The organism is Chryseobacterium oncorhynchi (assembly GCF_002899895.1).
GTDB classification, from domain to species: Bacteria; Bacteroidota; Bacteroidia; order Flavobacteriales; family Weeksellaceae; genus Chryseobacterium; species Chryseobacterium oncorhynchi.
Map to the genome: position 1 here is coordinate 134329 of NZ_PPEI02000007.1, position 25812 is coordinate 160140.

Annotated in this window: 29 protein-coding genes; 10 read left to right on the top strand and 19 right to left on the bottom strand. The window is 35.0% G+C overall.

Features of this window, described 5'->3' with window-relative positions; translation table 11 throughout:
- Window positions 1–4: 4 nt before the first annotated feature.
- The 7 genes from C1638_RS19640 to panD all read right to left on the bottom strand — a co-directional run bounded on the left by C1638_RS19640 (window position 5) and on the right by panD (window position 5904).
- On the bottom strand, window positions 5–1273 hold the full coding sequence (locus C1638_RS19640; RefSeq protein WP_109623641.1) for a PP2C family serine/threonine-protein phosphatase: 1269 nt from the start codon (window positions 1271–1273) through the stop codon (window positions 5–7).
- A gap of 11 nt (window positions 1274–1284) precedes the next feature.
- A complete protein-coding gene (locus tag C1638_RS19645; protein WP_109623642.1) occupies window positions 1285–2328 on the bottom strand; it encodes a TerY-C metal binding domain-containing protein in 1044 nt (347 codons plus the stop codon).
- A gap of 18 nt (window positions 2329–2346) precedes the next feature.
- On the bottom strand, window positions 2347–2985 hold the full coding sequence (locus C1638_RS19650; protein WP_109623643.1) for a vWA domain-containing protein: 639 nt from the start codon (window positions 2983–2985) through the stop codon (window positions 2347–2349).
- A gap of 81 nt (window positions 2986–3066) precedes the next feature.
- On the bottom strand, window positions 3067–3741 hold the full coding sequence (locus C1638_RS19655; RefSeq protein WP_109623644.1) for a TerD family protein: 675 nt from the start codon (window positions 3739–3741) through the stop codon (window positions 3067–3069).
- 26 nt (window positions 3742–3767) lie between these two features.
- Entirely contained in the window at window positions 3768–4343 is a 576-nt protein-coding gene (locus C1638_RS19660) for a TerD family protein (protein WP_109623645.1), read from the bottom strand.
- Window positions 4344–4527: 184 nt separating this feature from the next.
- The gene (locus C1638_RS19665; RefSeq protein WP_109623646.1) at window positions 4528–5550 is read right to left on the bottom strand and encodes a lysylphosphatidylglycerol synthase transmembrane domain-containing protein; all 1023 of its coding nucleotides are present in this window, start codon (window positions 5548–5550) and stop codon (window positions 4528–4530) included.
- A gap of 3 nt (window positions 5551–5553) precedes the next feature.
- Entirely contained in the window at window positions 5554–5904 is a 351-nt protein-coding gene (gene panD, locus C1638_RS19670) for an aspartate 1-decarboxylase (protein WP_029294648.1), read from the bottom strand.
- Between the two features lie 399 nt (window positions 5905–6303).
- Between panD and C1638_RS19675 the strand changes: the two genes are divergently transcribed.
- The gene (locus C1638_RS19675) at window positions 6304–6594 is read left to right on the top strand and encodes an HU family DNA-binding protein (protein WP_076352671.1); all 291 of its coding nucleotides are present in this window, start codon (window positions 6304–6306) and stop codon (window positions 6592–6594) included.
- A 205-nt stretch (window positions 6595–6799) separates the two neighbouring features.
- On the opposite strand, the gene pdxH is transcribed toward C1638_RS19675, so the two are convergent.
- Window positions 6800–7441, bottom strand: coding sequence for a pyridoxamine 5'-phosphate oxidase (gene pdxH, locus C1638_RS19680; protein ID WP_109623647.1), 642 nt, complete (start codon window positions 7439–7441; stop codon window positions 6800–6802).
- Window positions 7442–7465: 24 nt separating this feature from the next.
- On the opposite strand from pdxH, the gene C1638_RS19685 reads away from it, so the two are divergent.
- Together C1638_RS19685 and C1638_RS19690 are read left to right on the top strand one after the other, a co-directional pair.
- Complete coding sequence (locus C1638_RS19685) at window positions 7466–8014, top strand: YqgE/AlgH family protein (protein WP_076352673.1); 549 nt, start codon at window positions 7466–7468, stop codon at window positions 8012–8014.
- A 103-nt stretch (window positions 8015–8117) separates the two neighbouring features.
- On the top strand, window positions 8118–8699 hold the full coding sequence (locus C1638_RS19690) for an N-acetylmuramoyl-L-alanine amidase family protein (RefSeq protein ID WP_109623648.1): 582 nt from the start codon (window positions 8118–8120) through the stop codon (window positions 8697–8699).
- A gap of 83 nt (window positions 8700–8782) precedes the next feature.
- Here C1638_RS19690 and C1638_RS19695 read toward each other — a convergent pair whose 3' ends face one another.
- The 9 genes from C1638_RS19695 to C1638_RS19735 all read right to left on the bottom strand — a co-directional run bounded on the left by C1638_RS19695 (window position 8783) and on the right by C1638_RS19735 (window position 19787).
- The gene (locus tag C1638_RS19695) at window positions 8783–9598 is read right to left on the bottom strand and encodes an aminotransferase class IV (protein ID WP_109623649.1); all 816 of its coding nucleotides are present in this window, start codon (window positions 9596–9598) and stop codon (window positions 8783–8785) included.
- A 78-nt stretch (window positions 9599–9676) separates the two neighbouring features.
- Window positions 9677–10063, bottom strand: coding sequence for an START-like domain-containing protein (locus C1638_RS19700; protein WP_076352676.1), 387 nt, complete (start codon window positions 10061–10063; stop codon window positions 9677–9679).
- A 190-nt stretch (window positions 10064–10253) separates the two neighbouring features.
- On the bottom strand, window positions 10254–11429 hold the full coding sequence (locus tag C1638_RS19705) for an aspartate aminotransferase family protein (protein WP_109623693.1): 1176 nt from the start codon (window positions 11427–11429) through the stop codon (window positions 10254–10256).
- 107 nt (window positions 11430–11536) lie between these two features.
- Complete coding sequence (locus C1638_RS19710; protein WP_109623650.1) at window positions 11537–13279, bottom strand: OstA-like protein; 1743 nt, start codon at window positions 13277–13279, stop codon at window positions 11537–11539.
- A 3-nt stretch (window positions 13280–13282) separates the two neighbouring features.
- Window positions 13283–13756, bottom strand: a complete 474-nt coding sequence (locus tag C1638_RS19715; RefSeq protein WP_109623651.1) for a Fur family transcriptional regulator — start codon at window positions 13754–13756, stop codon at window positions 13283–13285.
- A gap of 67 nt (window positions 13757–13823) precedes the next feature.
- Window positions 13824–15818 (bottom strand): KUP/HAK/KT family potassium transporter, encoded by a 1995-nt coding sequence (locus C1638_RS19720; protein ID WP_109623652.1) that lies wholly within the window; start codon window positions 15816–15818, stop codon window positions 13824–13826.
- Window positions 15819–15932: 114 nt separating this feature from the next.
- Window positions 15933–16913 (bottom strand): pyruvate dehydrogenase complex E1 component subunit beta, encoded by a 981-nt coding sequence (locus tag C1638_RS19725; RefSeq protein ID WP_109623653.1) that lies wholly within the window; start codon window positions 16911–16913, stop codon window positions 15933–15935.
- A gap of 328 nt (window positions 16914–17241) precedes the next feature.
- Window positions 17242–17661 (bottom strand): DUF2147 domain-containing protein, encoded by a 420-nt coding sequence (locus C1638_RS19730; RefSeq protein WP_109623654.1) that lies wholly within the window; start codon window positions 17659–17661, stop codon window positions 17242–17244.
- A gap of 197 nt (window positions 17662–17858) precedes the next feature.
- Window positions 17859–19787, bottom strand: a complete 1929-nt coding sequence (locus C1638_RS19735) for an LTA synthase family protein (RefSeq protein ID WP_109623655.1) — start codon at window positions 19785–19787, stop codon at window positions 17859–17861.
- Between the two features lie 89 nt (window positions 19788–19876).
- On the opposite strand from C1638_RS19735, the gene C1638_RS19740 reads away from it, so the two are divergent.
- The 5 genes from C1638_RS19740 (at window position 19877) to C1638_RS19760 (ending at window position 23035) form a co-directional block, all read left to right on the top strand.
- Window positions 19877–20590 (top strand): CDP-alcohol phosphatidyltransferase family protein, encoded by a 714-nt coding sequence (locus tag C1638_RS19740; protein WP_109623656.1) that lies wholly within the window; start codon window positions 19877–19879, stop codon window positions 20588–20590.
- 83 nt (window positions 20591–20673) lie between these two features.
- Window positions 20674–21438, top strand: coding sequence for a 3'-5' exonuclease (locus tag C1638_RS19745; RefSeq protein WP_109623657.1), 765 nt, complete (start codon window positions 20674–20676; stop codon window positions 21436–21438).
- A 2-nt stretch (window positions 21439–21440) separates the two neighbouring features.
- Window positions 21441–21839 (top strand): putative signal transducing protein, encoded by a 399-nt coding sequence (locus tag C1638_RS19750; protein WP_109623658.1) that lies wholly within the window; start codon window positions 21441–21443, stop codon window positions 21837–21839.
- A gap of 93 nt (window positions 21840–21932) precedes the next feature.
- Window positions 21933–22538, top strand: coding sequence for a fumarylacetoacetate hydrolase family protein (locus C1638_RS19755; protein WP_109623659.1), 606 nt, complete (start codon window positions 21933–21935; stop codon window positions 22536–22538).
- Window positions 22539–22597: 59 nt separating this feature from the next.
- On the top strand, window positions 22598–23035 hold the full coding sequence (locus C1638_RS19760; RefSeq protein WP_109623660.1) for a universal stress protein: 438 nt from the start codon (window positions 22598–22600) through the stop codon (window positions 23033–23035).
- Window positions 23036–23118: 83 nt separating this feature from the next.
- Here the strand turns inward: C1638_RS19760 and C1638_RS19765 are convergent, their stop codons facing one another.
- Entirely contained in the window at window positions 23119–23352 is a 234-nt protein-coding gene (locus C1638_RS19765; RefSeq protein ID WP_109623661.1) for a DUF6341 family protein, read from the bottom strand.
- A gap of 42 nt (window positions 23353–23394) precedes the next feature.
- On the opposite strand from C1638_RS19765, the gene C1638_RS19770 reads away from it, so the two are divergent.
- Both C1638_RS19770 and C1638_RS19775 read left to right on the top strand, forming a co-directional pair.
- Window positions 23395–24300, top strand: coding sequence for a DUF6427 family protein (locus C1638_RS19770; RefSeq protein ID WP_109623662.1), 906 nt, complete (start codon window positions 23395–23397; stop codon window positions 24298–24300).
- Between the two features lie 6 nt (window positions 24301–24306).
- Window positions 24307–24891: a DUF3109 family protein gene (locus tag C1638_RS19775; RefSeq protein WP_109623663.1), complete on the top strand. Its 585-nt coding sequence runs from the start codon at window positions 24307–24309 to the stop codon at window positions 24889–24891.
- A 72-nt stretch (window positions 24892–24963) separates the two neighbouring features.
- Here C1638_RS19775 and C1638_RS19780 read toward each other — a convergent pair whose 3' ends face one another.
- Window positions 24964–25650 carry a hypothetical protein gene (locus tag C1638_RS19780; RefSeq protein WP_109623664.1) on the bottom strand — a complete coding sequence of 229 codons (687 nt, stop codon included), beginning with the start codon at window positions 25648–25650 and terminating at the stop codon, window positions 24964–24966.
- Window positions 25651–25812 lie beyond the last annotated feature (162 nt).

The window sequence follows — 25812 nt, forward strand, 5'->3', positions numbered from 1 at the left end:
TTTATTAATAAATTATTGCCAGTGTACGGTCATCATGATTTCCTCTGCTCCAGAAATCAGTCCAGTTCAATAGTTGCTGATCAATCTCTGCATCGTTGATGAAATCAACCTTTGCATGATCTTCATTATCTCCATTCAGATCGTTGAAAAATGTTGTCCAGCTTTCGGTATTCTCTAACTTATTTTCGGTAAGAAATTTAGGATCATAAATACCGTCTGTCATAAGAACAAGATGTGAAAAATCTTTCACACATGTTATTCTGAAACGGGAAGCAATATGATCGTTGAAAATTTCTTTCATGGTAATAAAACGAGTCCCACCACTAAACTCTCCTACATCCATCGGATTCAAAAGTTTCACTTCGGAAAAGTCTGGATTAATAAGATTTATCGGACAATCTCCTACTCCAAAAGTAAGGATAACATACCCGAAACTGAATTTCTTAGCCAATGCAAAAATTAAGGTTGCATGCAGATCATTAATGGAGAAATTATTTTCTACCGCCTTTTTTTCCAGAGTGTTATGAACAGACAAAACACCTTCATACAGAAGCCTTACGACTTGCTGCCAGGACTCATTTTGTTCTGTTTCTGAATGCTCGGATGAATAAATGAGTTGAATATTCTTTTCAATTTTATCTAAAATTTCCAGGGAACTAAAAAAATCGTTTATCGAAACAGCAGCAATCCTTGAACCTTCTCTCGCTGCTTTTGCGGAACCAGCTCCATCCGAAACAGAAATAATATTCCAGTCTGCAGGAAGTTCATTCACTGCAAAATCATCTTCCCTGAATTTTCCTTCATGTGCATGGGAACGACCTCTTTTGGATGCAACAACAATTTTTTTGTCTAAAAATTTTCCTTTTAAAGAAACCTCATCTTCTTTATAAAAATCAGCAGTTTTATCACTCGGAATATTCTTCCACAAATCTTTCGGATCAACATTCACAAGTAATTGCACTCTTTTATGATCAATAGTATCATGATCCTCAGTGTGGAAAAATTCCAGATCCAAATGGTACAAATTATTGGTCATGGGAATCCCGTAGATTCTGTTATTTTCAAATGTAAGCCCGGTTTCTTCAAGGTTTCCGATATTTTTAATTCTTATATTCGGAAAATCTGCCATCTCAAAACTGAATTCATAAGGTTTCCCTGCATTGGCATTTTTTAATATCCAATGAGCTTCTTTAAATTCTTCTTTTTCTTGATAGATACTGGCTTTTTCCATAACCTTTTTTCGGGTTCCAAAGTAAAATGAAGGTATTTTCATGATCGGTATGATTATCCCAAAGTTCTGTTGATATCAAATCCTTCACCGGAGAATCCGTAATAATCTGAAGTGCCACACCAAGGACATTTATTATACCCTTCACCCTGCAGACAATGAATTCCGCCGCAAGAACAGGTGGCTAGTGCAATTGGATTTGCACAATGGGGACACGAAGTTCCTCCCTGAAGTTCTTCTATTGAAATTTTCAGGTTACTTCTTTGATTAGAGGAAAGTCTGTAGTATGCTTTTTCATCAATTTTATAAGCTCCGTCCAATCTGTAGTATCTGGTAGACATTCCCGGTATGCTGGATTCTGCGAATGTCTTTTTAAACTTCATCAGATACAGCTTTTCTGTTTCTGAACATTTACCATTCAAAACAACAAAATTATTATCGGGAAACCTTTGTTCCATCTGTGGATCCACCTTTTCAAGGATTACAGAATCTATCTTGGAAAGATTAATGCCTTCTTTATTGGCTTCGGTTACACTTTGACTAGTGGTTTTAATGGAATCTGTTACCCATTTAAAAAACTCTCTGTAAGAATTTTCATCAGTATTATTGAATAATAGAACATTATCAGCCAGAGATCCCAAAAGCTTATAGTTTGTATTTTCTCCTATGGATACAGCAATGGTATTGGCCTTTCCGCTGTACTTATTGTTCCATCTTTCAATGGCCTTGGTGGCATCATCGGTTGGCACACCGTCAGTAAACAGGAAAACAATGGGTTTCCAGTCACCTTTTCTTTCATAGGTTGTTTTTATGATATCCCTATCTATGCAGTCCATGATTTTAATCAAACCTTGGGATAATGATGTACCGCTTCCAATTGGAATTCTCGGTGGATAAAAACTAATAATATCCTGAAGCGGCGTAATAACCTCAGCCTCTCCTGCAAAACCTACCACAGAAATATAAACTGTTTCCAATGAGTAAGGGTCTTTTTTCAATTCCCTGATAATATTGGAAATTCCCTCCTGTACCTGTTCAATAGGATCTCCTACCATAGATTCGGAGACATCGATTAAGAAATAAATTGGAAGTCTTCTCATATCTGTAAAGACAATTTTTTAAATAATAATAGTAAGCTCCGTTGGTGGCGGAGGAAGTGTTATATGTTCTCCTGTATGCTGTGAATTTCCTCCTTGTGTAATGGAAGAACTCACCCATCTGAAAAAGGAAGATAATGTAATGGCATCCGTAGTATCCAGTTTTACCACATGATCCGTCAACTCTTTAAGATACTGTTCATCTGCTTTAGGCCCCGCCGCACAACCTACGATTGCACCAAATTCAAGACCTCGGATTGCAGGAATCATCTGTCTATACTTCTGAATATCCGACGGTTTTCCATCAGTAAATATAAAAAGAAGTGGCTGCCAGTCTCCTTTTTCATCCCCGGAACCTTTTACAAGATCTTTCTGTACTAATTCTGACACCATCTCCAATGCTGCACCAGTATGGGTAGGCCCACTATCCGGACAGGTAATCTCCATAGGGTAAAAATTAGCAAGGGCAATTAGCGGAATGATATTTTTCACTTCCCTATCGAAAGTAATAACACTTAAATGAAGGCTGTCCATAGCCTGTGGATCTGCACGAAGCATACTGATCAACCCGTTAAATCCATTATTCAGAGCCTGAATAGGTTCTCCATTCATGGAACCGGAAGTATCCAGTAAAAAATAGGCTAATAATCTTCTGTTCATAAGACAATTATTAATTCTGAAGCCAGCAGAAAAAGTTGAAGACTTCTCTGCCGGCTTATATGTTGAATAAAAAGTTAAAGTCTAGTTTGAATATGAGTACTGCTGTCTCAGGATATCGATGAAGTTATCCGTATTATGAGGTTCTCCCACAGCACGGAATTTCCAATCACCATTATGACGATAAGCCTCTGCAAAAACCATGGCACACATTCCGTTCATGCTAGAGTCTCCGGAAAGGCTGTACTTTGTAATTTCCTTTCCTGTAGCATCTACCGCACGGATAAATGCATTTTCAATCATTCCAAAGTGCTGGTTATTGGTTCTTCCCTGATAAATAGTTACAAGAAATACAATTTTCTGATAGCTTTGATCCAATTGATCAAGCTTTACAATGATTTGCTCATCATCACCATCTCCTGCACCGGTTCTGTTATCACCGGTCAACCATACATTTCCACTTGGATGCTGCATAGAATTAAAGAAAACCACATCACCTTGATAAAGTCCCATTTGTCTTCCATCATTGGTCTGAACCGTTCTTCCAAGATTGGCAACCTTTCCGCTACCATCTAAAAGAAATGCCACTGCATCAAGATCATATTCCGCCTCCTTACTGAATAGTTTGCCCAAGAAACCTCCTTGTTTTCTTACATCCCATCCTAAACCTATCGTTACTTTTGAAAGGTCATAAACACTTTCTCCACGGTCGTTTTTCCTTAAATCAATTGTTTGACCTTTCTGTAAATTAATTGCCATAGCTATAGTTTTGTGTATTTTGATGATTATTTGATAATTTGTCCCTTATAGTATTTTTCAAGGAAGAATCCAAGGTCTGCTCTATATCCTATTCCTGAAGCTTCAAATTTCCAGCTTCCGTTTCTTTTATAGAGTCTTCCAAATTCAACTCCTGTTTCAATAGAGAAGTCTTCATCCAGTTCATACTTTGCAATCTCCTGGTTCGAACCATTGTCTACCACTCTTATATATGAGTTTCTCACCTGTCCGAAATTTTGTCTTCTTCTTTCAAAATCCTCTATGGTTACCACAAAAAGGATCTCTTCTACCCTTGGATCTACTTTATCAAGGTCAATAACAATAGCTTCATCATCATCCCCATCACTGTTTTTACCATTTGGATCATCTCCTGTATGGGTAAGAGCCCCATCCGGAGATGTTAGGTTATTATAAAAAACAAAATATTCTTCGCTTACTAATTTTCTGTCAGAATCAATCATAATTGCCGATGCATCAAGATCGAAATCGTAGCCTGTCCCTTCATTAGGATCCCAACCAAGCCCAATTGTCATTTTTGTCAATCCGATCTCGATTTTTTGTCCTTTCTGTAGATTAATTGCCATAGTGTTTTATGTTATGAATTATTTTTTGCATTAAGATAGAAGTGATTTATGAATTGACCAAATTTATTTATGAAAAATAACAGGTATACCTCAATTATAATCAATCTTTATCTTCGATAACTACATAAAAAAGGCTCAATTAAAAAATTGAACCTTTATAAAAATATTGTTATTGAATTAATTCTTAGAAATCTTTATCGGCAACAGCTGTATTTCTTGCTTTAGCCAGCATAGGAATAGAGATAAGCCCCATCACCAGCATAATCACAATCTGAAGTGGTAAAGAAATAAAGGAATAAGTAAGTCCCATTTCTCCTCCAAGATCTGCGCTTTTTCCTACGGAGATAAAAAGAGCCATAAAACCATACTTCATCGCCAGATTATAGGCGCCAATTCCTCCACTCGCAGGAATAATCATTCCCAGTGTTCCCACAACAATAATAAAGAATCCGTCTGCCATTGTAAACCCTGATGTTTCAGGAAGAGCAAAACAAACAAGATAGGCTGCAAAATAATAGGAAATCCAGATTCCTAATGTGTATAATATAAACTTCCCTTTTTGCTTTAATTTGAAAATGGTAGTCAACCCCTGGAATATTCCGTCTATAAAATTTACGATTTTACCTAAAAAAGGAACACCTGATAATTTCTTTTTAAAGACAAAAAATGCAACTGTACCCCCAATCAATATCAAAAAGACAAGCAAAATTTTGTTCGGATTAATAGTCACCCCAGAATTTTGATAGAAAGACAAAATTGCCTCATATTTAAATAATAAGGTAAGCCCTAAGAATCCAAGCATGCATAACAAATCCACCACCCTTTCTAGAATAATGGTTCCGAATGACTTATCTACAGGCACCTTTTCTACCCCATACAAAGCGGTAGCTCTTGCCAGTTCCCCACTTCTGGGAATCGTAAGATTCATTAAATATCCAAATGATATGGACCAAAGTGAATTGGAATTTGAGATCTGGTGCCCCATCGGTTCCAACATTAGATTCCAACGAATGGCCCTAAACCAGTAGGCTAAAAGGCCAAATACTGATGCGAACAACACCCAAAGGTAGTTCGCTTTCGCCAATGACTGCTGAATCACTTTAAAATCAAGCCCTTTTAAGGCAAGCCATAAAAAAAAGCCTGCAAAAGCAAGCGATATTACTATTGTGAGTACTGATTTTAATGGATTATTTTTTGTTTTCTCCATGAACTAGGTTAGAAGGTTTGTTTTTTCGTCCGGGAAAACGATCTTCGGCTGGAAATCTTTTGCTTCTTCAGGTGTCATCTGTGCATAGGCAATAATGATAATAATATCATCTCTTTGTACCTTTCTTGCCGCAGGCCCATTCAGGCATACTTCTCCTGATTTCCTTTTTCCTTTGATAACATATGTATCAAAACGTTCCCCGTTATTCACATTCACGATATAAACCCTTTCTCCCACTACCAAACCGGCAGCTTCTATAAGATCTTCATCGATCGTTATACTTCCTATATAATTAAGGTCAGAGGCTGTAACTCTTACCCTATGAATCTTGGATTTGAAAACTTCTATTAGCATGTTGCAAATTTATTAATAAAAATTAATAAAACAGACCTTCACTATCATTAAAAAACTCCCATAAACACAGGTAATTAATTTTATAAAACACAAGAAATGTGACTTTTACTTATAGAATTAATAATTATATTCTTAAAAACATTAATACTTTACACTCAATTTAGGATTTAATAAATACAGGAAATAATATTAACTTTTTGCTAAAGTCAATAAACATAAGCATTTGGCACGATTTTAGTAACCCGTAACGTAGATTTTTCGTGAAAACCCGAATTATCATATTTTAACTGTTTTCACTGAAAAGTAAAAAAATTGTATAAGTTTTAATAAAAAAATTGCACAATTAGAAAATAGTATTATATTTGCTATAATTACGAACTAACTTTAATATTAAAAATTATGAACAAGTCTGAATTAATCGACGCAATCGCAAAAGATGCAGGTATCACTAAAGTTGCAGCAAAGGCTGCTTTAGAGTCTTTCATTTCTAACGTAACTTCTACATTAAAGAAAAAAGACGGAAAAGTTTCTTTAGTAGGTTTCGGTACTTTCTCAGTAGCTGAGAGAGCAGCTAGACAAGGTATTAACCCTGCAACTAAAAAGCCAATCAAAATCGCTGCTAAAAAAGTTGCTAAATTTAAGGCTGGAGCTGATTTATCAAATGCAGTTTCTGGTGTTAAGAAAAAATAATCATTCAGATTACAAAAATTCAAAGGCTGTTTCTTAGAAACAGCCTTTTGTTTTTAATAGAAAAAAAATAAGCAGGCTTTATTTAGCCTGCTTTTATTAATACTATGCCTTTATTAAGATTGGTTAAAGCGCGTAGTAAGCCCTCAAATGAACTTGACCCTATAGCAATCTTTTTAACCTCTCATTATAGGCTTATAACCCCTCATTAGGGAGCCAATCTTGAAATCTTCCAATCCAGATCGTCTAATTCATAAATAATCCTATCATGAAGACGATTAGGTCTTCCCTGCCAGAACTCAATCTCATAGGGCCTTGCCAGATACCCTCCCCAATTAGATGGTCTTGGAACTTCGGTATTTTCATATTCTTTTTCCAGATCCTTTAGCTTTTCTTCCAAAAACTCTCTGTTTGGAATAATTTGGCTTTGTGGAGAAACCATTGCTCCCAACTGGCTTCCTTTCGGCCTTGAATGAAAATAACCATCACTCAGATTTTCTGCAATTTTCTCTAAATTAGCCTTGATAATAATCTGTCTTTCCAGATTAGGCCAAAAGAAGTGCAAACAAGCTTTGTGGTTACTTTCTATAGCTTTTCCTTTTCTGCTGTTATAATTGGTATAGAAAATAAATCCTTCATGAGTATAGGCTTTCAATAGAACCATTCTTGTTCTCGGACATCCGTCTTCTTCTACTGTAGAAACCGCCATGGCATTGGCTTCAGAGATCACAGAGCTTTCGCTAGCCTCCAAAAACCAGTTTCTAAACTGCTCAATTGGATTTTGTTTTATCTCACTTTCAATAAGTTGGGATTTCTCGTACACTTTTCTTTTGTCGTGCAGGTTTTCCATAAATATTTTTTATTAAATTTGAGTATGAATCACTCATACAAAGGTAAAATATTAATCTCGACACCTGACATTTCCGGCGATCTTTTTTCAAGATCGGTGGTATTGGTTATTGAACATAATGAAAGCGGTGCATTTGGTTTGATATTGAATAAGAAGAACAGCCAAATGAGTAGTAAGTTCAAGGAATTCTTCGATTTCAAAATTGAAGTATATGATGGAGGGCCTGTAGAAAACGAAAAAGTATTCTTCATTGTAAAAGGCGAAAGGATTACTGAGATTTACACTGAAATTAATGATGAATATTATCTTACAGAAGACATTGAACGCATCATAAATGCCGTATTGGGTAATGTGCTGGATATTCAGAATATAAAAATATTCTCAGGATATTCCGGATGGTCTCCCAACCAGTTGGATAGTGAGGTTCAAAGAAAGATGTGGACTGTAGTAGATGTTTATAATTTGGATTACACTCTTCCCAACGATCAAACATTATGGAAATCCATTATGCAGAACCTTGGTGGTGAATTCCTCCTTTGGGCCAATTCACCTGAAGACATTTCTCTGAATTAATAGTAACTTTTTCAGTTTCAGAACACAATTAACAAATTTTAAGATTCTGTTAACCAATTTTAAAGAAACTTTTTCCGTTCTTTGAAAAACCAAAATCACAGAAATGAAAGGTAGTACATTACTTGCTTTATCAATCTTTTCGACTACATTTTTATCATTTGCACCTCTTAACAAGAAATATATTGTCATAGATGCCGGCCACGGAGGAAATGACTTAGGAGCAGTATATGGTAATTTCTCCGAAAAAGATATTTCATTAAGTATTGCTACGGAAATTCAAAAGCTGAATAAGGATCAGGAGAAGTATGAGGTGATTTTAACAAGAAGCTCGGATACTTATCCTAGTCTTTCTGAAAGGACTGCCCAAATCAACAAACTGAGCCCGAAAATGGTCATTTCACTTCACGTCAATAGGTCTCCTCAAAAGGAAACATCTGAGCAGGGAACTGAAGTTTTTGTTCAAAAAACTGAAGCTTCAAAAATATTGGCTGAAAAAATATCTCAAAAATTCAATGCCCGTAAAATTGAAGAACGCAATCTTCATATTTTAAGAGAAACCAAAGCTCCGGCTGTATTGGTTGAGCTGGGATTTATTAATAATTCTTCTGACAGAAATTATATAACCAGCGAAAAAGGGCAAAAGGAAATCGCACAGAAATTCATTGAAGTTTTCAACGAATATTAAAATACATAACAAATTCTGATATAATCAGAATAAAACCCGGTAAAGGACTTTAAGAACTTCGTTGTTTACCGGGTTTGTCAATTTTATTGATTAAAACTCTTTTTCCAGCCTTCTACCAATTCTGAGAATCGGGAAGTTTCAAAGGTTTTATTTCTTATTTTACCTACAGAAAATATGCCTTTCTCATCAGAAATCATCAAAATTTCTTCTGCTTTCTGAGATTCAAATGCAATAATCTCGTGTTCCTGAATATCTGCAAGGTTATTTTTATGTAAAAAAGTAACAAAATTCTCCATCAGTGGAGAAATGTAAGCTCCTTCAGTCTGCTTTGGAACCTTAATGATATTTCCGTCAAGAAAAAGAAGGTTTCCACTAGTGGTACGCGCAATTCTTTTATTGGGATTCAAAAGAATCACATCATCAAGATCGTTTTCCTGCGCATAAATTCCTCCATAGATATTTTCCGGACAATGTACCCTGATATTGCTCAAAAGGTTGTTATTCACATTGATTTCCTTAATAAGATCAAGTTCCAATGCTCTTGAATGAACAGCCAATACATCTTCCATTTCCACGATTTCATAAAAATAGGAAACTGAAGATTTTGCAAGGGTTAACTCATCGTTATTTCTAAAGACCTGGAAATTGATAATTCCGTTCTTTATTCCTTTACCATCAATAATATCCTTTTGAAAAAGTGACTGAAAAAATTCCAGCGTATAAGTAAGAGGAATGTTCATTCTCATCTTTCTCATGGAAGCCATCAGGAAGAAATAGCATTCTTCATCCATGATTAATTCTCCATTTTTTATAAAGAAAGAAACTTTTACTGCATCGCCCCAAAGAAAGGCTCTATTCTTTACATTTAATGCGTCTGATGTAAAATATTGATTTTCCAATTTTTGATCTGATTTATTTACAAAAAAATAATGAACGATAAATCGTTCATCAGTTTTATCATTTAATACGATCCTGCCTTATGCAGCACCTAACTTTATTCTAAGGTTCTCAATAAGATTTTCCCAATACATTGCGTTTTCTTCTTCATCACCTTCTTCACAGAAATCAGTAATATTTAATGCTAAATCTTCTGTAATATCATCTATTGTGATTGTCATTTCAAAGAAGTTTTTAGTTCCCTCATCTTCTTCCCATCTGTAACGCACGAAACCTTCAGGCTTATATCTGATTAATGTGGCCTTTTCTGCAGGTCCTCCACCCCAGCTAAAAAAGAAGTCATCGCCTTTTTCTATTACCTCATCCGCAAACCATTCAGATAACCCCTCGCCCGTTGCCAGATATTCATATAAAATCTCTGATAAACAGTGCATTGGGAATTCGTAATGGACTTTATGTTTCGCCATATAATCTTTGTTTTTATCGTCCCGCAATATATAAATTAATTTTTTTATTACGCAAAAAAACAATTACTTTTTTATAGAATCAGCATGATATTTATCACCGGAATCAAATCTGTATTATGTTAAGTTTTAAGAGATAATGGTATAATGTAAGGCATAAAAAAAATCTCTCCGAAACAGAGAGATTTTATCTTTAGTTTTCATTTAGTATATCAAGAATAATCTGACATCCCTCTTTGATTTCTTCTTTGGATAATGTAAGAGGTGGGGATATTCTCAGGTACTCATTTCTGTATAGTTGCCAGAATACAATAAGTCCTTTTTCCATGCATTTTTTAGCTACGCCCAAGGTATATTCTGGAGATCCAAGATTTACAGCAAGCATTAAACCTTTACCGTTAATATTTTTAATCTTTGGGTGCACCAAAAGTTCTCTGAATAATTTCTCTTTTTCAGCCACTTCATTCATTAAGCCACTGTCCAGGACTTCTTTTAAGGTAGCATAACTGGCTGCCGCAATGAGTGGGTTTCCACCAAAAGTAGTAATGTGCCCAAGTTTAGGGGAATGAGATAATGTTTCCATAATTTTTCTGGAACTCATGAAAGCTCCCACAGGAACTCCGCCACCCATTCCTTTTCCCATCACCAAAATATCAGGAACTATTCCAAAGTGCTCAAATGAGAATAATTTTCCGGTTCTTCCGAACCCCGGCTGAATTTCATCGAGGATTAAAAGCGCTCCAACCTCTTCACATCTTTTTTTCAACTTGATCAGATAGTCATTATCAGGAACAAGAAATCCTGCTGCCCCCTGAATGGTTTCCAGAATGACGCAAGCTGTTTTCTCTGTGATCTTATCAAAATCCTTTTCATTATTGAATTCAATGAATGAGACCATCGGCAATAGCGGACGGAATTCTCTTTTATGGGCTTCATTTCCTGAAACACTTAAAGCTCCGTGTGTATTTCCGTGGTAAGAGTCTTTGAAGGAGATTATTTCTTCTCTTCCTGTGTATCGTTTTGCCAGTTTTAAGCTTCCGTCAATAGCTTCTGCTCCACTGTTTACAAGATAAGTTACTTCTAATGGTTCCGGTGTGGCTTCTGCAAGCAATTTACATAGTGCTATAGGCTTATCCTGTGCATATTCTCCATAGACCATTACATGAAGATATTTGTCCGCCTGTTCTTTAATAGCATTGACAATTTTAGGATGTGAATGTCCCAGAGTATTGGCAGAAACTCCTGCTACAAAGTCAAGATATTTCTTTCCGTCTGTACCATAAATATAGCTTCCCTCTGCTTTTTCAACTTCAAAACCTGCCGCAAATTGGGTGGTTTGTGCCTGATATGTAAAAAAATCTTTATGCATTTCCATCGTCTCAAAAAATTTCAGCAAAGCTATAAAAGATTCAGCAAATGCCGAAATTATTGATGGGGGAATAAAAAAACCGCCTTAATAAATAAAGCGGTTCTATATTATTTTCTTACTCTTTTCGGTTTCTTAGCCTCTTCTTTTGCTTTTTCGTCATCTATTGCTTTCTGGGCTTTATCAAAGAGTTCATTGTCCGAGGAATACTTAATTTCTTCATAATTTGGACTGTCTACCAATATATCCTGCCATTTCCTGATCCTGTCTTTTGTATTCCAGTTAAAATCTGGGAACTTTCTTCTTGCAGGTTCTATTCTACTCATAGGATAGGTGTCTGAAGTTGCTCCAATACTACAAGAGATGATCTGCAATCCTCTTTCTTCAAATAAGGCACCAATAATTCCACAGGCAGAAAGTGTTATTCCGATTCTTTCTGGCTTTTTGGTCTCTTTATCCACATCATCTACATAGGCAATTGCCTGTGCATTTCCTACTACCCTTGCTTCTTTTATATCATTATTCTCACAGTAGACCGTCATAAACTTTCCTTTCACCTGATTGAATTCGTCTTTCAGGGTTAGGGAATCTACCTTACTGATGGCAAAGGCATTTCCAATGACTTTTAATGAGTCTAAATCTTCGGTTTTTGTATTAAAATAAGCTTCTACTTTATCTCCGGTTACCTGCTTTTCACCACTCCATAGAATTGGATTTGTATACATATGCATAATACCATCTGTCTCATTGAACGCGATAGAGTCTGCTCTTCCCTGTGCATTAGACTTATAGATTCTTGCCTTTTTATAGGCTCTTAGGTAGCTTTTCTTTATTTTGATATCTGATGAATCCGGTTTTTGGTAGGAGATAATTTTTTCTGAGGCAAAGTAAATGGAATCTTTTTCCATGATCTTTACAGCATATGGATTTTTTGTCATCATTGAAGAGTCTTTCTTTTCGAAAATCTCTCCATAACCTCCTTTTATGTACCTCCTTTCCTTAGGGTCGTCCAAAGTCACATTTCCTGTAGCTTTTCCAAACCCTGAAAGCTGATTGTAGTACATATCATCACCGGTAAGGATTTTATCGTTATAAAATATCTTGGAATTTTTGTTAAGGAAAGCTTCCTTAGTTTCCATTCTATAAGTTCCTCTTTCGGTATATACTCTATTTTTTGGATTGGCACGGTTGGTAATGGTTGTAGGTCCGAAAAACTCGGCAACTTTCGTATTTTGATTCTGCTTGATATTAGCTCCTTCAATGATATATTGAGCGTTATCAATTTTCACATTTCCCACAAAATCGATCATTTTGGTAGTCAGGAAATACGTTGCAGATTTTGTATACATTACATTTCCCTGGCTGTCTGAAATGGTACCACCTGTATTAAAATAGGCTTGATTATTAAGCTTATCATAATATAGAATATCTGTTTTAATGGTTTGCTTAGGATCTGTAAGGACAACATCTTTTCGGGCAACACCTTTTTGGGTATTACCATCATATTCCATCTCACCGGCAGTGATTACTGAGCCATCAGCATTCTGAAGTTTTGTATTACCTATGGCTTTTACAAAATTTTCTTCATTGTATATGATAACTTCATCTGCTGTAAGAACAGAACCTTGATGTTCAATCTGAACATTCCCTGTAAGATATTGATTCCCCTCATATTTTTCAGGGTTTTTACTCATCTCATCTGCATGGATGATTTTTACTTTATTTTCAGGTTTCAGCTGCTTGGGTTGGGCCGATGATGGAGTCTGCAAATAAGGATCCCTCTTCACCGGAGTTTTCTCCTGCGCAAAGCTGAGCGTAGAAATAAAGAGTAACAGAAAAAGGATTTTTCTCATTAATTAGTCATTCTTAGTGCCATAAAAATACAGCGAATGAGAATCAATATTTACGCCAAATGCTTCTTCAATGGCTTCTTTGATTCCTTGGATTCTTGGGTCACAGAATTCAATAATTTCTTCAATCTCTTTATCAGAGTCTTTTTTGTAGATCACTAAGTGGTCATGCTGCTTATCAAAATAAGACTTTTCATAGGAAGAAGAAGTCAAGGTCTTTTCTCCAAACTGATGCTTACGGATAAGACCTGCATCAAGGAAAATTTCAATAGTATTGTAAATGGTAGCCTTAGAAACGTGATATTTTTTCTGCATCATCAGAAGATACAGATCATCTACATTAAAGTGATGATCCATATTATAAATCTCTTCTAATATCGTATATCTTTCAGGAGTGTTTCTAAACCCTTTTTCTAATAAGTAGTTTCTTAAAACATCCTTGATTAAAGCTATATTTTTTTCTTTTTGTATTGTATCCATTAAAAAAATTATCTACAAATTTATCGATTTTTATTTAAATAGATAGTATGGTTAAATGTTCCTGAGCTTAAGAGTTATGACGGAAGTAACCGGACTGTTCAATCTTGTTATCATATACTGTAAGTTCTGTGATAGGTGCAGATTCTACTTCTACGTTGTGAGAAGAGACTCCCCAAGCCTTAAAGTCATCACTTCCAATATACTTCACAAAGTTATAAATATTCAGGGTAATCTTCTGTTTAACAGTTAAAAGGATATCGTTGATATATGTATTATCTATGATTACATACTTCAGATCCGGCGGTATATTGTGTGCTCTTAATGATGGATGACTGCTTCTTGACGGAATGGTTCCGTCAGCCATAAGATCTTTCAAGACCATATTGAAATAATCATTTATTCTTCTATCTACTTTAAATCCTAAAAGGAAGTTTATTTTATAAACCGTTCCTGGCAGAATCTCATCCACAGTATATCTGAATGTGTATGGATCTTCCTGATTAACAATACTTAGAATGAAATAATGATCTGCTCTTTTAGGCTGCTTTTTGATAATGGAATAGATAATTTTTGATTCTACTTCATCATTTCTTTTTGCTCTGCTCAGGTAAGCCAGATTGGTAGCATATTTTGGAATGGTCTCATCCAGCTTCATATCTTTAAGAATAGAAATGTACTTATCTATTTTTACAAACTGAATAAATCTTGTTTTTATTAATCTACCGTTGTACCATGCATACATAGAAATCCCAATAGATCCGGCTAATACAACCGTAATCCATCCACCTTCCATGAATTTAATAATATTTGCGCTGAAGAAACCTAATTCAATAGCCATATAGACTAGGGCAAAAAATAGGATCAGTATTTTACTTACTCTGTGTTTCAATAGCCAGAAAACCAACAGTACTGTTGTCATTAACATCGTGACCGTAATAGAAAGTCCGTATGCGGCTTCCATTTTTCCTGATTCTCTAAAATGAAGAACAACAATAATACATAAAATTAAAAGTCCCCAATTGATTCTAGGAATATACATTTGTCCTTTAACACCAGAAGGATAATCAATTTTTTGATTAGGCCATAGGTTTAGAGACATTGCTTCTGAGAAAATGGTAAAAGAGCCTGTAATCAATGCCTGACTTGCAATAATTGCAGCTGCTGTTGCTAAAATTACTCCTGGGATAATCATCCATTCTTCCATGATTCCAAAGAAAGGGTTTACTACAGAAAAGCCAGGTTTATTGTGATTGGTTAAAAGCCAAGCCCCTTGTCCAAGATAGTTTAAAATAAGCATAACCTTAACAAATGCCCAGCTTACTCTTATATTTTTAGCCCCACAGTGCCCTAAATCTGAGTAAAGCGCTTCTGCCCCTGTTGTACAAAGAAAAACAGCTCCAAGAATAACAATTGCACTAGGAGAATTTGCAATAAGTTTGTAGGCATAGTAAGGATTAAAAGACCTTAGAATTTCAAAATTTTCACTCAAGTGAAGTACTCCTAAACCACCCAGCACTAAAAACCAGACAACCATTACAGGGCCAAAGAATTTCCCGATAAAACTGGTTCCAAACTGCTGTACCACAAAAATTGCAATTAGAATTCCAATAGTAATAGGGACCACAGGTGTATGAGGATTATAGATCTCAAGACCTTCAATGGCAGACATTACGGTAAGTGATGGAGTTATCACACCATCCGCAATAAGTGCTGCTGCTCCTACAATCGCAATAAGATACAACCATCCCTTTTTGAGGTTTCTAACCAAGGAAAACAATGCTAAAATACCTCCTTCTCCTTTGTTATCAGCTCTTAAAGCAATGATCACATATTTTATAGTAGTCTGAAGAGTAAGTGTCCAGATAATACAAGAAAGAGCGCCTTCTATATATTCATTGAAAGGCATATTACTCCCCTCAGATCTTGCATTCACAATTGCTTTCATTACGTAAAGCGGTGATGTACCTATATCTCCGAAAACAATCCCGAGAGATACTAAAACTCCAATAAAAGAAAGTTTTTTAATGTCAAAATGATAACCATCTTCTGTAACGTCTGCCATGTCAGCTTATTTATTTTTAAACGCGCAAATTTATATTAAATTTATGACCCAAAGAATTTTTCTTCATGAATATAATAAATGAAAAAACTTCCTTTCGGAAGTTTTTCTCTATTACTATTTAACGTACATCGCTTTTTTAATTTCCTCTTTTACTTTTTCAAGCTTAGGGAACCATTCTGCAAACAATGCTGCAGAATAAGGTGCAGGCGCATCAGGAGTGGTGATTCTCTTGATTGGAGCATCTAAATAATCGAATGCTTTTTGCTGTACCATGTATGTAATTTCAGAAGATATTGAACCAAATGGCCAAGCTTCTTCTAAGATAACTAATCTATTTGTTTTCTTTACAGATTCTAAAATAGTATCAAAATCCAATGGACGAATTGTTCTAAGATCGATAACTTCTACAGAGATTCCTTCTTTAGCCATATCTTCAGCAGCCTGAATAGCCAACTTCATGATTTTACCGAAAGAAACCAAAGTAACGTCTGTTCCTTCTTTCTTAATTTCTGCTTTTCCTATTGGTAAGTAATATTCTTCCTCAGGAATTTCCATTTTATCACCATACATCTGCTCAGATTCCATGAAAATAATTGGGTCATTATCCTGAATAGCTGTTTTCAACAATCCTTTTGCATCGTAAGGGTTCGAAGGAACGATTACTTTAAGACCTGGAACATTTGCAAACCAGTTTTCGAAAGCCTGAGAGTGTGTAGCTCCCAATTGTCCTGCAGAAGCAGTAGGTCCTCTGAAAACGATAGGACAGTTCCACTGACCTCCGCTCATTTGACGGATTTTCGCTGCGTTATTGATAATCTGATCAATACCTACCAATGAGAAATTGAACGTCATATACTCTACAATTGGTCTGTTACCATTCATCGCAGCCCCTACAGCAATTCCTGTAAAACCAAGTTCAGCAATGGGTGTATCGATTACTCTTTTAGAACCAAATTCATCCAACATTCCTTTTGAAGCTTTATACGCACCATTGTATTCTGCAACTTCCTCCCCCATTAAAAAGATGGATTCGTCTTTACGCATTTCCTCGCTCATTGCTTGTGCAATTACCTCACGAAAAGTATATTCTGCCATATTTATTTGAAAAATTTAGACTACAAAAATAGTGTTTTTTTATTACTAACATAACAAAAAAGGCATCTCATTTGAATGGTAAGTCTTAATATTAATTTTATTTAAAAAGGTTTTTCCTCCTGACAGCCCCGTTCTTTGGCATTTTTTCTAAGATCATACAAAATTTTTAATAGATTCTGTTGTCCGCAATTTTTCCTCTCTCTTTATTATGTTTAAAGTGAAGATATCATTTATTAGAACTAAGATTTTCGCTATAGCTTTTTCCAAAAAAAAATAAAACGACATTTCATTTCTGAAATGCCGTCTTAAAATTCTGTTTAAACTTATATTAATTAGTTCTCTCCCAAACTTGGGTTCTACCTAATAATGATAATCCCAGATAGCCTCTTACATTTAGCTTATCTCCGCTTTTTGTAACAGTACATTTGTAAGTTTTACCAGTTTTTGGATCTGTAATAGTTCCTCCGGTAAACTCATCGCCTTCTTTTTTCAATCCTCTGATGATCTCCAATCCTAGAATTGGCTTACCTTTTCTGTCATCTTTACAAGATGAACAATTAGGATCAGCAGGTTTTATCAACAATTGGGAAACTTTACCATAGTATTTCCCATCTGATTTTTTGAAAATCTCTACAATAGACTTCGCTTGCTTTGTTTCATCATCTATCGTCTTCCATTTGCCTTCTATCTGTGCAAACGTAAGTACACCAAATAAAGAAAGTGCAAATGTTAACATTAATTTTTTCATATTTCTTATCGTTTTAATTTTAATATAATATTCTTATCTACGTATTGATAAAAATATAAATTAATTTTCAACAAACAAAAACTTTTATTATACAAAGCATAAAGAGGTAAAATAGCGAAAAGGTAAAATGGTAAAACTGTAAAATTTTCAGATCAGATTTATTGGCCTTTCACACCCTTTCTCTTTATTGTTTTAGCCTAATACAGTTTTCTATTAATCACTCTATTCATATAATCCTGATACCAGGCCTTAGCGATCTGCTTCCCTTTTTCCACTTCAGGAGTTTTAAGTTGGCCTATCAGATTCTTTTCAAAACCTAGATCAGTTTTATCATATACCCCTATAATTTCTTTTCCATCAAAGCGGTAAATGTAGTTCCCAATGATAAACTGTTCCGTATTTCCATCCGAATTCATCATAATAGGCGTATACTTTTTATCACTTACCAAACTTCTACCCCAGCTTCTGATAGGTTTATTGTAACCAATAAGATCAGCCAATGTAGGATAAATATCTATTTGCTGAGCTATTTCCTGATTTTCTCCTTTAAGCTTATATTCAGGATTTGGAGAATAGAAAACTAACGGGACAGCAAAACGGTTCATTGCCTTTTCATATTCAGGATAATAAATCTGGTTGGTATGATCTCCGGTAAAAACAAAGATGGTATTATTAAACCATGGTTGTTTTTTAGCCGTTTCAAAATATTTTTTAATGGCATAATCAGTATACTGTATTGGCTCATGCATTTCCAGGGGTCCTTTTTTGAATTTTCCTTTATATTTTTCAGGAATCTTAAAAGGATGATGGGAAGAAGCTGTGAATACGGTTGTCATGAAAGGTTGTTTCTTTCCTACATTTTTAGCAAAATACTGTAAGAACGGTTCATCCCAGATTGCCCACATTCCGTCAAAATCCTCATCGTGATTGTATTCTGTTTTTCCAAAATAATGTTTAAACCCTAAAATATTTCCAAACCCAAGGAAGCCCATAGATCCATTGGGTGCACCATGATAAAAGGAGGTATCATAACCAAGATCGTTACACACAGAAACAATTGACTGTATTTTCTGATTGGAATATGGTGATCCTGTAAAAGCATCCGTAAGACTCGGAATTCCCGCCAATACACTGCTCATCCCATGAATGGACTGTCTACCGTTTGCAAATGTATTAGGGAAAATAAGACTCTGGGTAGCCAGACTATCCATAAACGGAGTATAAGAAACATAATCTTTAATATTTTTGTCCTTATTAAAAGCTCCGGAATACTCTCTACCAAATGATTCTACAATAAAAATAACAATATTGGGCCGGTTTTCCACCTTTCTGTCGTATACTTTATAAGGCTGTACATTGTCTTCAATATACTTTTCGTCCACAAAATGAACTTCCTTAAAATTGTTTGTATTTAAAGTTCTAAAAAATGAGAAAGTACTGTTAAGAACCATATTTCCTTGTAGCGGATTTGCTACAAAACGCGTAGCATCTACCATATTAATAGGCCTTGTACTATGCTTGAAATCTCCTCTGATTCCCCCTACAACCAACACTGCAGTAATACATAAAGTAACGATGGAAGAAAGAAAATAGGGTAATAATCTAGCAGGCTTTGCCTCTTCAACTTTTACTCTTTTATAAAGGAAAACCCACAATCCCATTAAAATAACAAACCAAATCAGGACAAAAGGATGTTGCCCGATTGAGATCATCAGTGTCTGAGACACGTTGGATTCATGTTCTGCTACCTGAAATACAGCAGACGTCAATCTGGCCTGAGAGAATTTGTAATAAATAAAATCCCCAAAATTCATGGCATATGCCAGTCCGTTTGTGATAAAATAAAGCCAGAAAAGAACTTTCTGAAATACTTTTTTTGTATTGATAACCAGCGGAAGAAGACTGAGCAGTATAAATAATGCATTAACGTACAAAATTGCCGTGGTATCAAATGCTGTACCATGATAGGCAAGCTTCAGATAGTCTGAAACAGAATCTACCTTGATCAGGTCTTTATTAAAAAACCAAAATAAAAGTCTTGCAATCTGATAAAAAGCATAGGCTAAAAAAATTCTGTAAAGCAATGCCAGAACTTCCTGTTTTCTAAATCCTTTTAAAAATTTCATGGGGCAAATTTACACCAAAATCACTTTATTGCATTTTTTAGTGCAGATTATTTTGAGTTAGAATTTTTAAAAACTGTAATTTTGTGGTTATGGATTTTATAAAGAATAATCTGGCCAATGCCTTGACCCTGGCTAATTTATTTGCAGGCTGTGTGGGTGCAATACATCTTATTTTAGGAGACTATCAGACAACGGCAATATGCCTTATCCTCTCCTCCATCTTTGATTTCTTTGACGGATTTGTAGCCAGAGCCGTAAAGTCAAACTCCAATTTGGGGCTTCAGCTTGATTCTCTTGCGGATATGGTAAGCTTTGGATTGATCCCGGGACTTACTATGTATAAAGCCCTTGAACCATTTGGAACTGAGCTTCTTGGTTTTCATTTTCCATTTGAAATCAAATATATAGGATTACTGGTAACCACTTTCTCTTGTTTAAGACTTGCTATTTTTAATCTTGATGAGGAACAGAGATATTATTTCAAAGGATTAAATACTCCTACCAATACCGTATTATTGTTCGGATTATATTATGCCTTTAAGGAAACTGGATCTTTCAGCTTTTTGTTTGATAATGAATTGCTACTGATTTTACTAACGCTTCTTACTTCATGGCTTCTGATCAGTCCAATAAAGATGATGGCGATGAAATTCAAATCCAAGCAACTGAAAGACAATTATCCAAAAGTAATATTGCTGGTTGGTGGAATTGCAATTCTGGCTTTCTTCCAAGTTGTAGGAATTCCAATGCTTGTCATTTATTATATATTAGTATCGCTTGTTTTTCAAGGACAACTAAAATAAAAGTTAAAAACTTATATGAGGATACAAAACAAATGTATACCTCCTTTTAAAATTAACACATTTTCAAATTATTAATTATCAACATGAACTTAAAACTCCATAAACCGCTTTGTATTTTTGACCTGGAAACTACAGGAACCAACATCGGAAAAGACAGAATCGTTGAGATTTGTATCCTAAAGGTAAATCCTGATGCATCCAGAGAAAGCAAAACATGGCGTGTTAACCCGGAAATGCTTATTCCAAAAGAGAGCAGTGAAATTCACGGAATTTATGATGAGGATGTAAAAGACGCTCCTACATTTAGAGATATTGCTTCTAAAGTCATGGAAATGATTGCCGGCACTGACCTTGGAGGTTTCAACTCCAACAGATTTGATGTTCCGCTTTTGGCTGAAGAGTTATTAAGAGTAGGAATGGATTTTGATCTTAGTAAATTCAAACTGGTAGATGCACAAACGATCTTCCATAAAAAGGAACCGAGAAACCTTGGAGCTGCATACCAGTTCTATTGTGGGAAAACCCTTGAAAATGCACACTCTGCAGAAGCTGATGTAATGGCAACATTTGAGGTTTTAGATGCTCAGGTAGGAAAATACGATGATATTCCGAATGAAGTTGCTCCATTAAGCGAATTTACATTCCATAACAAGAATGCAGACCTTGCCGGATTTATTGGTTACAATGAAAAAATGGAGGAAGTTTTCAACTTCGGAAAGTATAAAGGACAAGGGGTAAAGGCTGTCTTCCAAAAGGATCTTGGATATTACGGATGGCTTCAAAATGCTGATTTTCCTTTATACACCAAGAAAGTTTTTACAAAAATTCAACTGTCAAGTAAATTTTAATCATGTCTGATCTGATTCGTTTTAAGTTTTATGAAACTGCCCTTGAAGCCAATAGGGATAAACAAATATTGGCTGAAAACGGCATTAATAGTTTTATAGCCAATGAACAGCTTATCCAATCAGACTGGCTGCTATCACAGGCTGTGGGCGGAATCCAGCTTCAGGTTTTTGAAGAAGATCTGGAAAAGGCCACTCAGGTTCTTCAGGATTATAAGGATAATGAACAGTATTCATTAGAGGTAGAGCATACCATTGAAGATCCGGAATTTGATTTTCTATGTCCAGAATGTGGCTCCAATCACATTTACAGAGATGATAAGGCAACCAGTTTTTTTGGAATATCGTTTTTAACGAGTCATAAATTTATATGTTATTATTGTGGAAATGAATTTACCCATTAAAACATACAGGATTATATATTTCAGTTGTACCATAAAATAAAAAATGCTTCGCTCCTTTCAATGTGGTTCGAAGAAAATAAATAAAAAAGAATTATGAAAATCATCTGCATAGGAAGAAATTACAGCGAACACGCTAAAGAATTAGGAAACGAAATTCCGGAGAACCCTGTTATTTTTATGAAGCCGGATACTGCGGTTTTAAAGGGAAGTGATTTTTATATTCCTGAATTTTCAAATGACATCCACTATGAACTGGAAGTAGTTTTGAAAGTTTCAAAAGGCGGAAAATATATTCAAAAGGAAACAGCCCATAAGCATTACGAAGAAATCAGCCTGGGAATCGATTTTACGGCCAGAGATCTTCAAAGTGACCTGAAGTCTAAGGGACTTCCTTGGGAGCTTGCTAAGGGCTTTGATGGCTCTGCAGTGGTAGGAAACTTCTTTAAGAAAGAAAACTACAATCTGGAAAACCTATCTTTTTCTCTTTTAAAGAATAAAGAGAAAGTTCAGGATGGTAATACAAAGGATATGCTATTTCATTTTGATGATATCATTGCTTTTGCTTCTCAGTACTTTACATTAAGAGTGGGTGACCTTATTTATACAGGAACACCAAAAGGGGTTGGAAAAGTAGATGAAAACGACATCCTTGAGGCTTATCTTGAAGATGAAAAAATCCTTGATATCCGAATATTATAAGTTATTTAACATAAAGTCTGGCAAATTTTTCATATCTTTAGGTAACAAAATGAAAGGATATGATAAATATTGTATTACCCGTAGATTTTGGGGACAAAACTGACCAACTGGTAGATGGTGCCATAAAATTTGCAAAACAACTTAATGGTAAGATTTACCTAATTCATGTAGCACCTTCAGATATTGGCTTTGCCATTGGTGATATGGGATTTCAGTATTTCCCGGAAGTGGAAGCGAATGAAATCAGGGAAGAGCTGGTGCAGCTCAACAAAATTGAGCAAAGAATTATTGCTCATGATATCGATTGCGAGCATCTTTTAAAACAAGGACTTGCTAAAGATATTATTCTGGAATATGCCAAGGCAAAAAGTGCTGATTACATTGTAATGGGATCTCATGGAAGAAGTGGAATTTATGATGTATTTGTAGGAAGCTTAACAAAAGGGCTTACTAAAAGTTCAAATGTCCCTGTTCTGGTACTTCCTATCCACGACTAAGCAAAAGAAATTTTTAATCGTTAGTAATAAAAAAACCGATCAAATAAATTATTTGATCGGTTTTTTACTATATAACCAATTAATTAACCTTCTTTTTTGTAGATTTTTGGATCGTAGTAAGGATTCTTACCTTCCGTTGGAGAATAATAGTCTTTGTCTTTATCGCCTCCTAGTGTAACTACCAGTACATAGCACCAATAAGTAAACATTACACAGCAAACTATAAATAGAATCCAGTTTAAAACATTTCCAAAAGAATCAAAGAAACCGAAAGTCCATTTGAAAACTTTGCTTAAGAATAGAAAGAAAGACGTCATTATTTTCCTTTTTTAAATTAACTTTGTACAAATTTATAAAAAATGTTTAAATTACTTTCAAAAGAAAGCAATATTTTTTCAATTCCTGTTTATATTGGTTTTCTTCTTTTAGTAGTAATAATATTTAACATACTGAATTTCAACACTTATGAAGCAATTATTGCCGGAATAACTTTTCTGGGAATCGCTTTAGGATATTTTTGTTTTCACAGTATTGCTCTTAATTATCAGACACATCTTCCTTTATTTCTATATACCATTTTTATTTTCGGACTTTATCCGGGAAATCTGGATATAGGAATAGCTGTTTCATTGCTTACCAATTCCTTTCTCATTCTTCTTCTTACAAGTGCAGATGAAGACGTAAGGAAAAAGTCATATGTATTAGTAGGTGCCATTATTGCCCTGAACTTTATTTTTCTTCCTACCACCTGGCCTTTAGCTCTTTTTGTAATTATCCACGTGATTGCAACTTCTGCCAAAATAGGATTAAATCTTTTCAGGTTTCTTTTAGGAATTATTCTGATCATATTCAGCTATTTTTCTGTCATGTATTTTGTTCAGTTTACTTCATGGGATATCGATTATTTTCCATTTGGAAAAATGAAACCCGTAACCGATTATACTGAACTTATACCTTTGATCCCCGTGGTTATAATGCTCATCTATGCGGTATATGACCATTTTAAAAACTATAACAAGAAAAGCCCGATAAGCAGATATAAATATACTTTTCTGCTGGTTTTTTCTGCAGCCCAGCTTATCACCATTATTCTGTATATGAATAAAAGCTACGAATATTTACTTCTTTTAGCATTTCCATCCAGTATTATCTTAAGCAGAATGATGAGATTTTTACCTAAATACTGGATGCAGGAGACTTGCCTATGGCTTATTATTATAAGTTTATTTGCCTTTAAAGCAGGTACAGTTTTTGATTTATTTTAAAAAATTATGATTCAGATAGACGATAAATTGATTTCTGAGGAAATCTTTTCCGAAGAATTTGTTTGCAACCTTACCAAGTGTAAGGGGGCATGTTGTGTGGAAGGAGATGTAGGGGCTCCTTTGGATAAAGATGAGCTTGAAATACTGGACGGTATTTTTGATAAAATAAAGCCCTATCTTACCCAGGAAGGGGTAAAAGCCCTTGAAGAACAAGGAACATGGACCACCGATCCACACGACGGAATGTATGTTACTCCTATGGTGGAGAATCGCGAATGTGCCTATGTAACTTTTGATGAAAAAGGAATTACTAAATGTGGTATTGAAAAAGCCTATGAAGATGGTGCTGTAGACTGGCAAAAACCAATCTCATGTCACCTCTATCCTATCAGGGTTACAGAATATTCTGCATTTACAGCCTTAAATTATCATGAATGGAACGTATGCAGCGATGCCTGTACTCTTGGAAAAGAACTTCAGGTACCTGTTTACAAGTTCTTAAAGACACCGTTGATAAGAAAGTACGGAGAAGACTTTTATGAAGTTCTAAGTGGAGCAGCTGATGAATGGAAGAAAGAATATGGTTCATAATCAATTATAAACCTTTGATAATACAAAAGCCGGAATATTTCCGGCTTTTGTATTTATAATGTACTAGATTTTCTATTTAAAATCCGCATCTGTAACTCCAGAATTAATAACAATTTTAGTAGTCTTGATTTCTACTTTTTGTCCGCCTCCCTCAGCTTCTACTTCAGCGGGAAACTTCAATCCGTCTACTGTCATATAACTTTTTACAGTTATATTCCCCTCTCCTGCCATTGTTTTATACAAAAGACCTGTAGCTGCATCAAAATAAAATTTTCCTTTATCTGAAGAAAGTAAATTGTAATCTTTACCCTCTAGTTTTTCCACAGTTACATTTTGAAAATCAGCTCCTTCAAACGCTAATGCATCTACCGGTTTTCCTTTTTTCAATTCAGGAATCTTATCAGCGGGAATATCTATTTTTTTTCCAAACTGGTCAAAGTATCCTTTTTCACCGTCAAAAAGCTGAACCATCTTTTGCCCCATAAGTGACTGTACAGACTTGAATTTATTTCCTAACTTTCTTGTTGTCATTGTAATTTCCTTTCCCTGAGCACTCATTGTGTTATCAGTAATCATGGATTTTACAGCTTCTAATTTATCTTTTCCACCCAACGCCTTGAAATAATTATCCAATACATCTTTAGCCGTTAGTTTTGAGCTTACAGCCTCTGTTTTAACTGAAGCGGCATCTTTCTTCTGAGCTGCTGCCGGCACAGAAAAAAGTACGACACAGAAAAATGGAATGATGATCTTTTTCATATATGTAATAAGTTTAAAGGGTAAATATAGGAATATTGGATGACATACCTAAAATAATGAGAAATGAATGATAAGCAATGAATAACAGGCTGAATTGGTAAAGAATATGAAAAAATAAAATTGAGAGATGGGTTCCTCCTTAATTAAAATAAAAAAAACCGT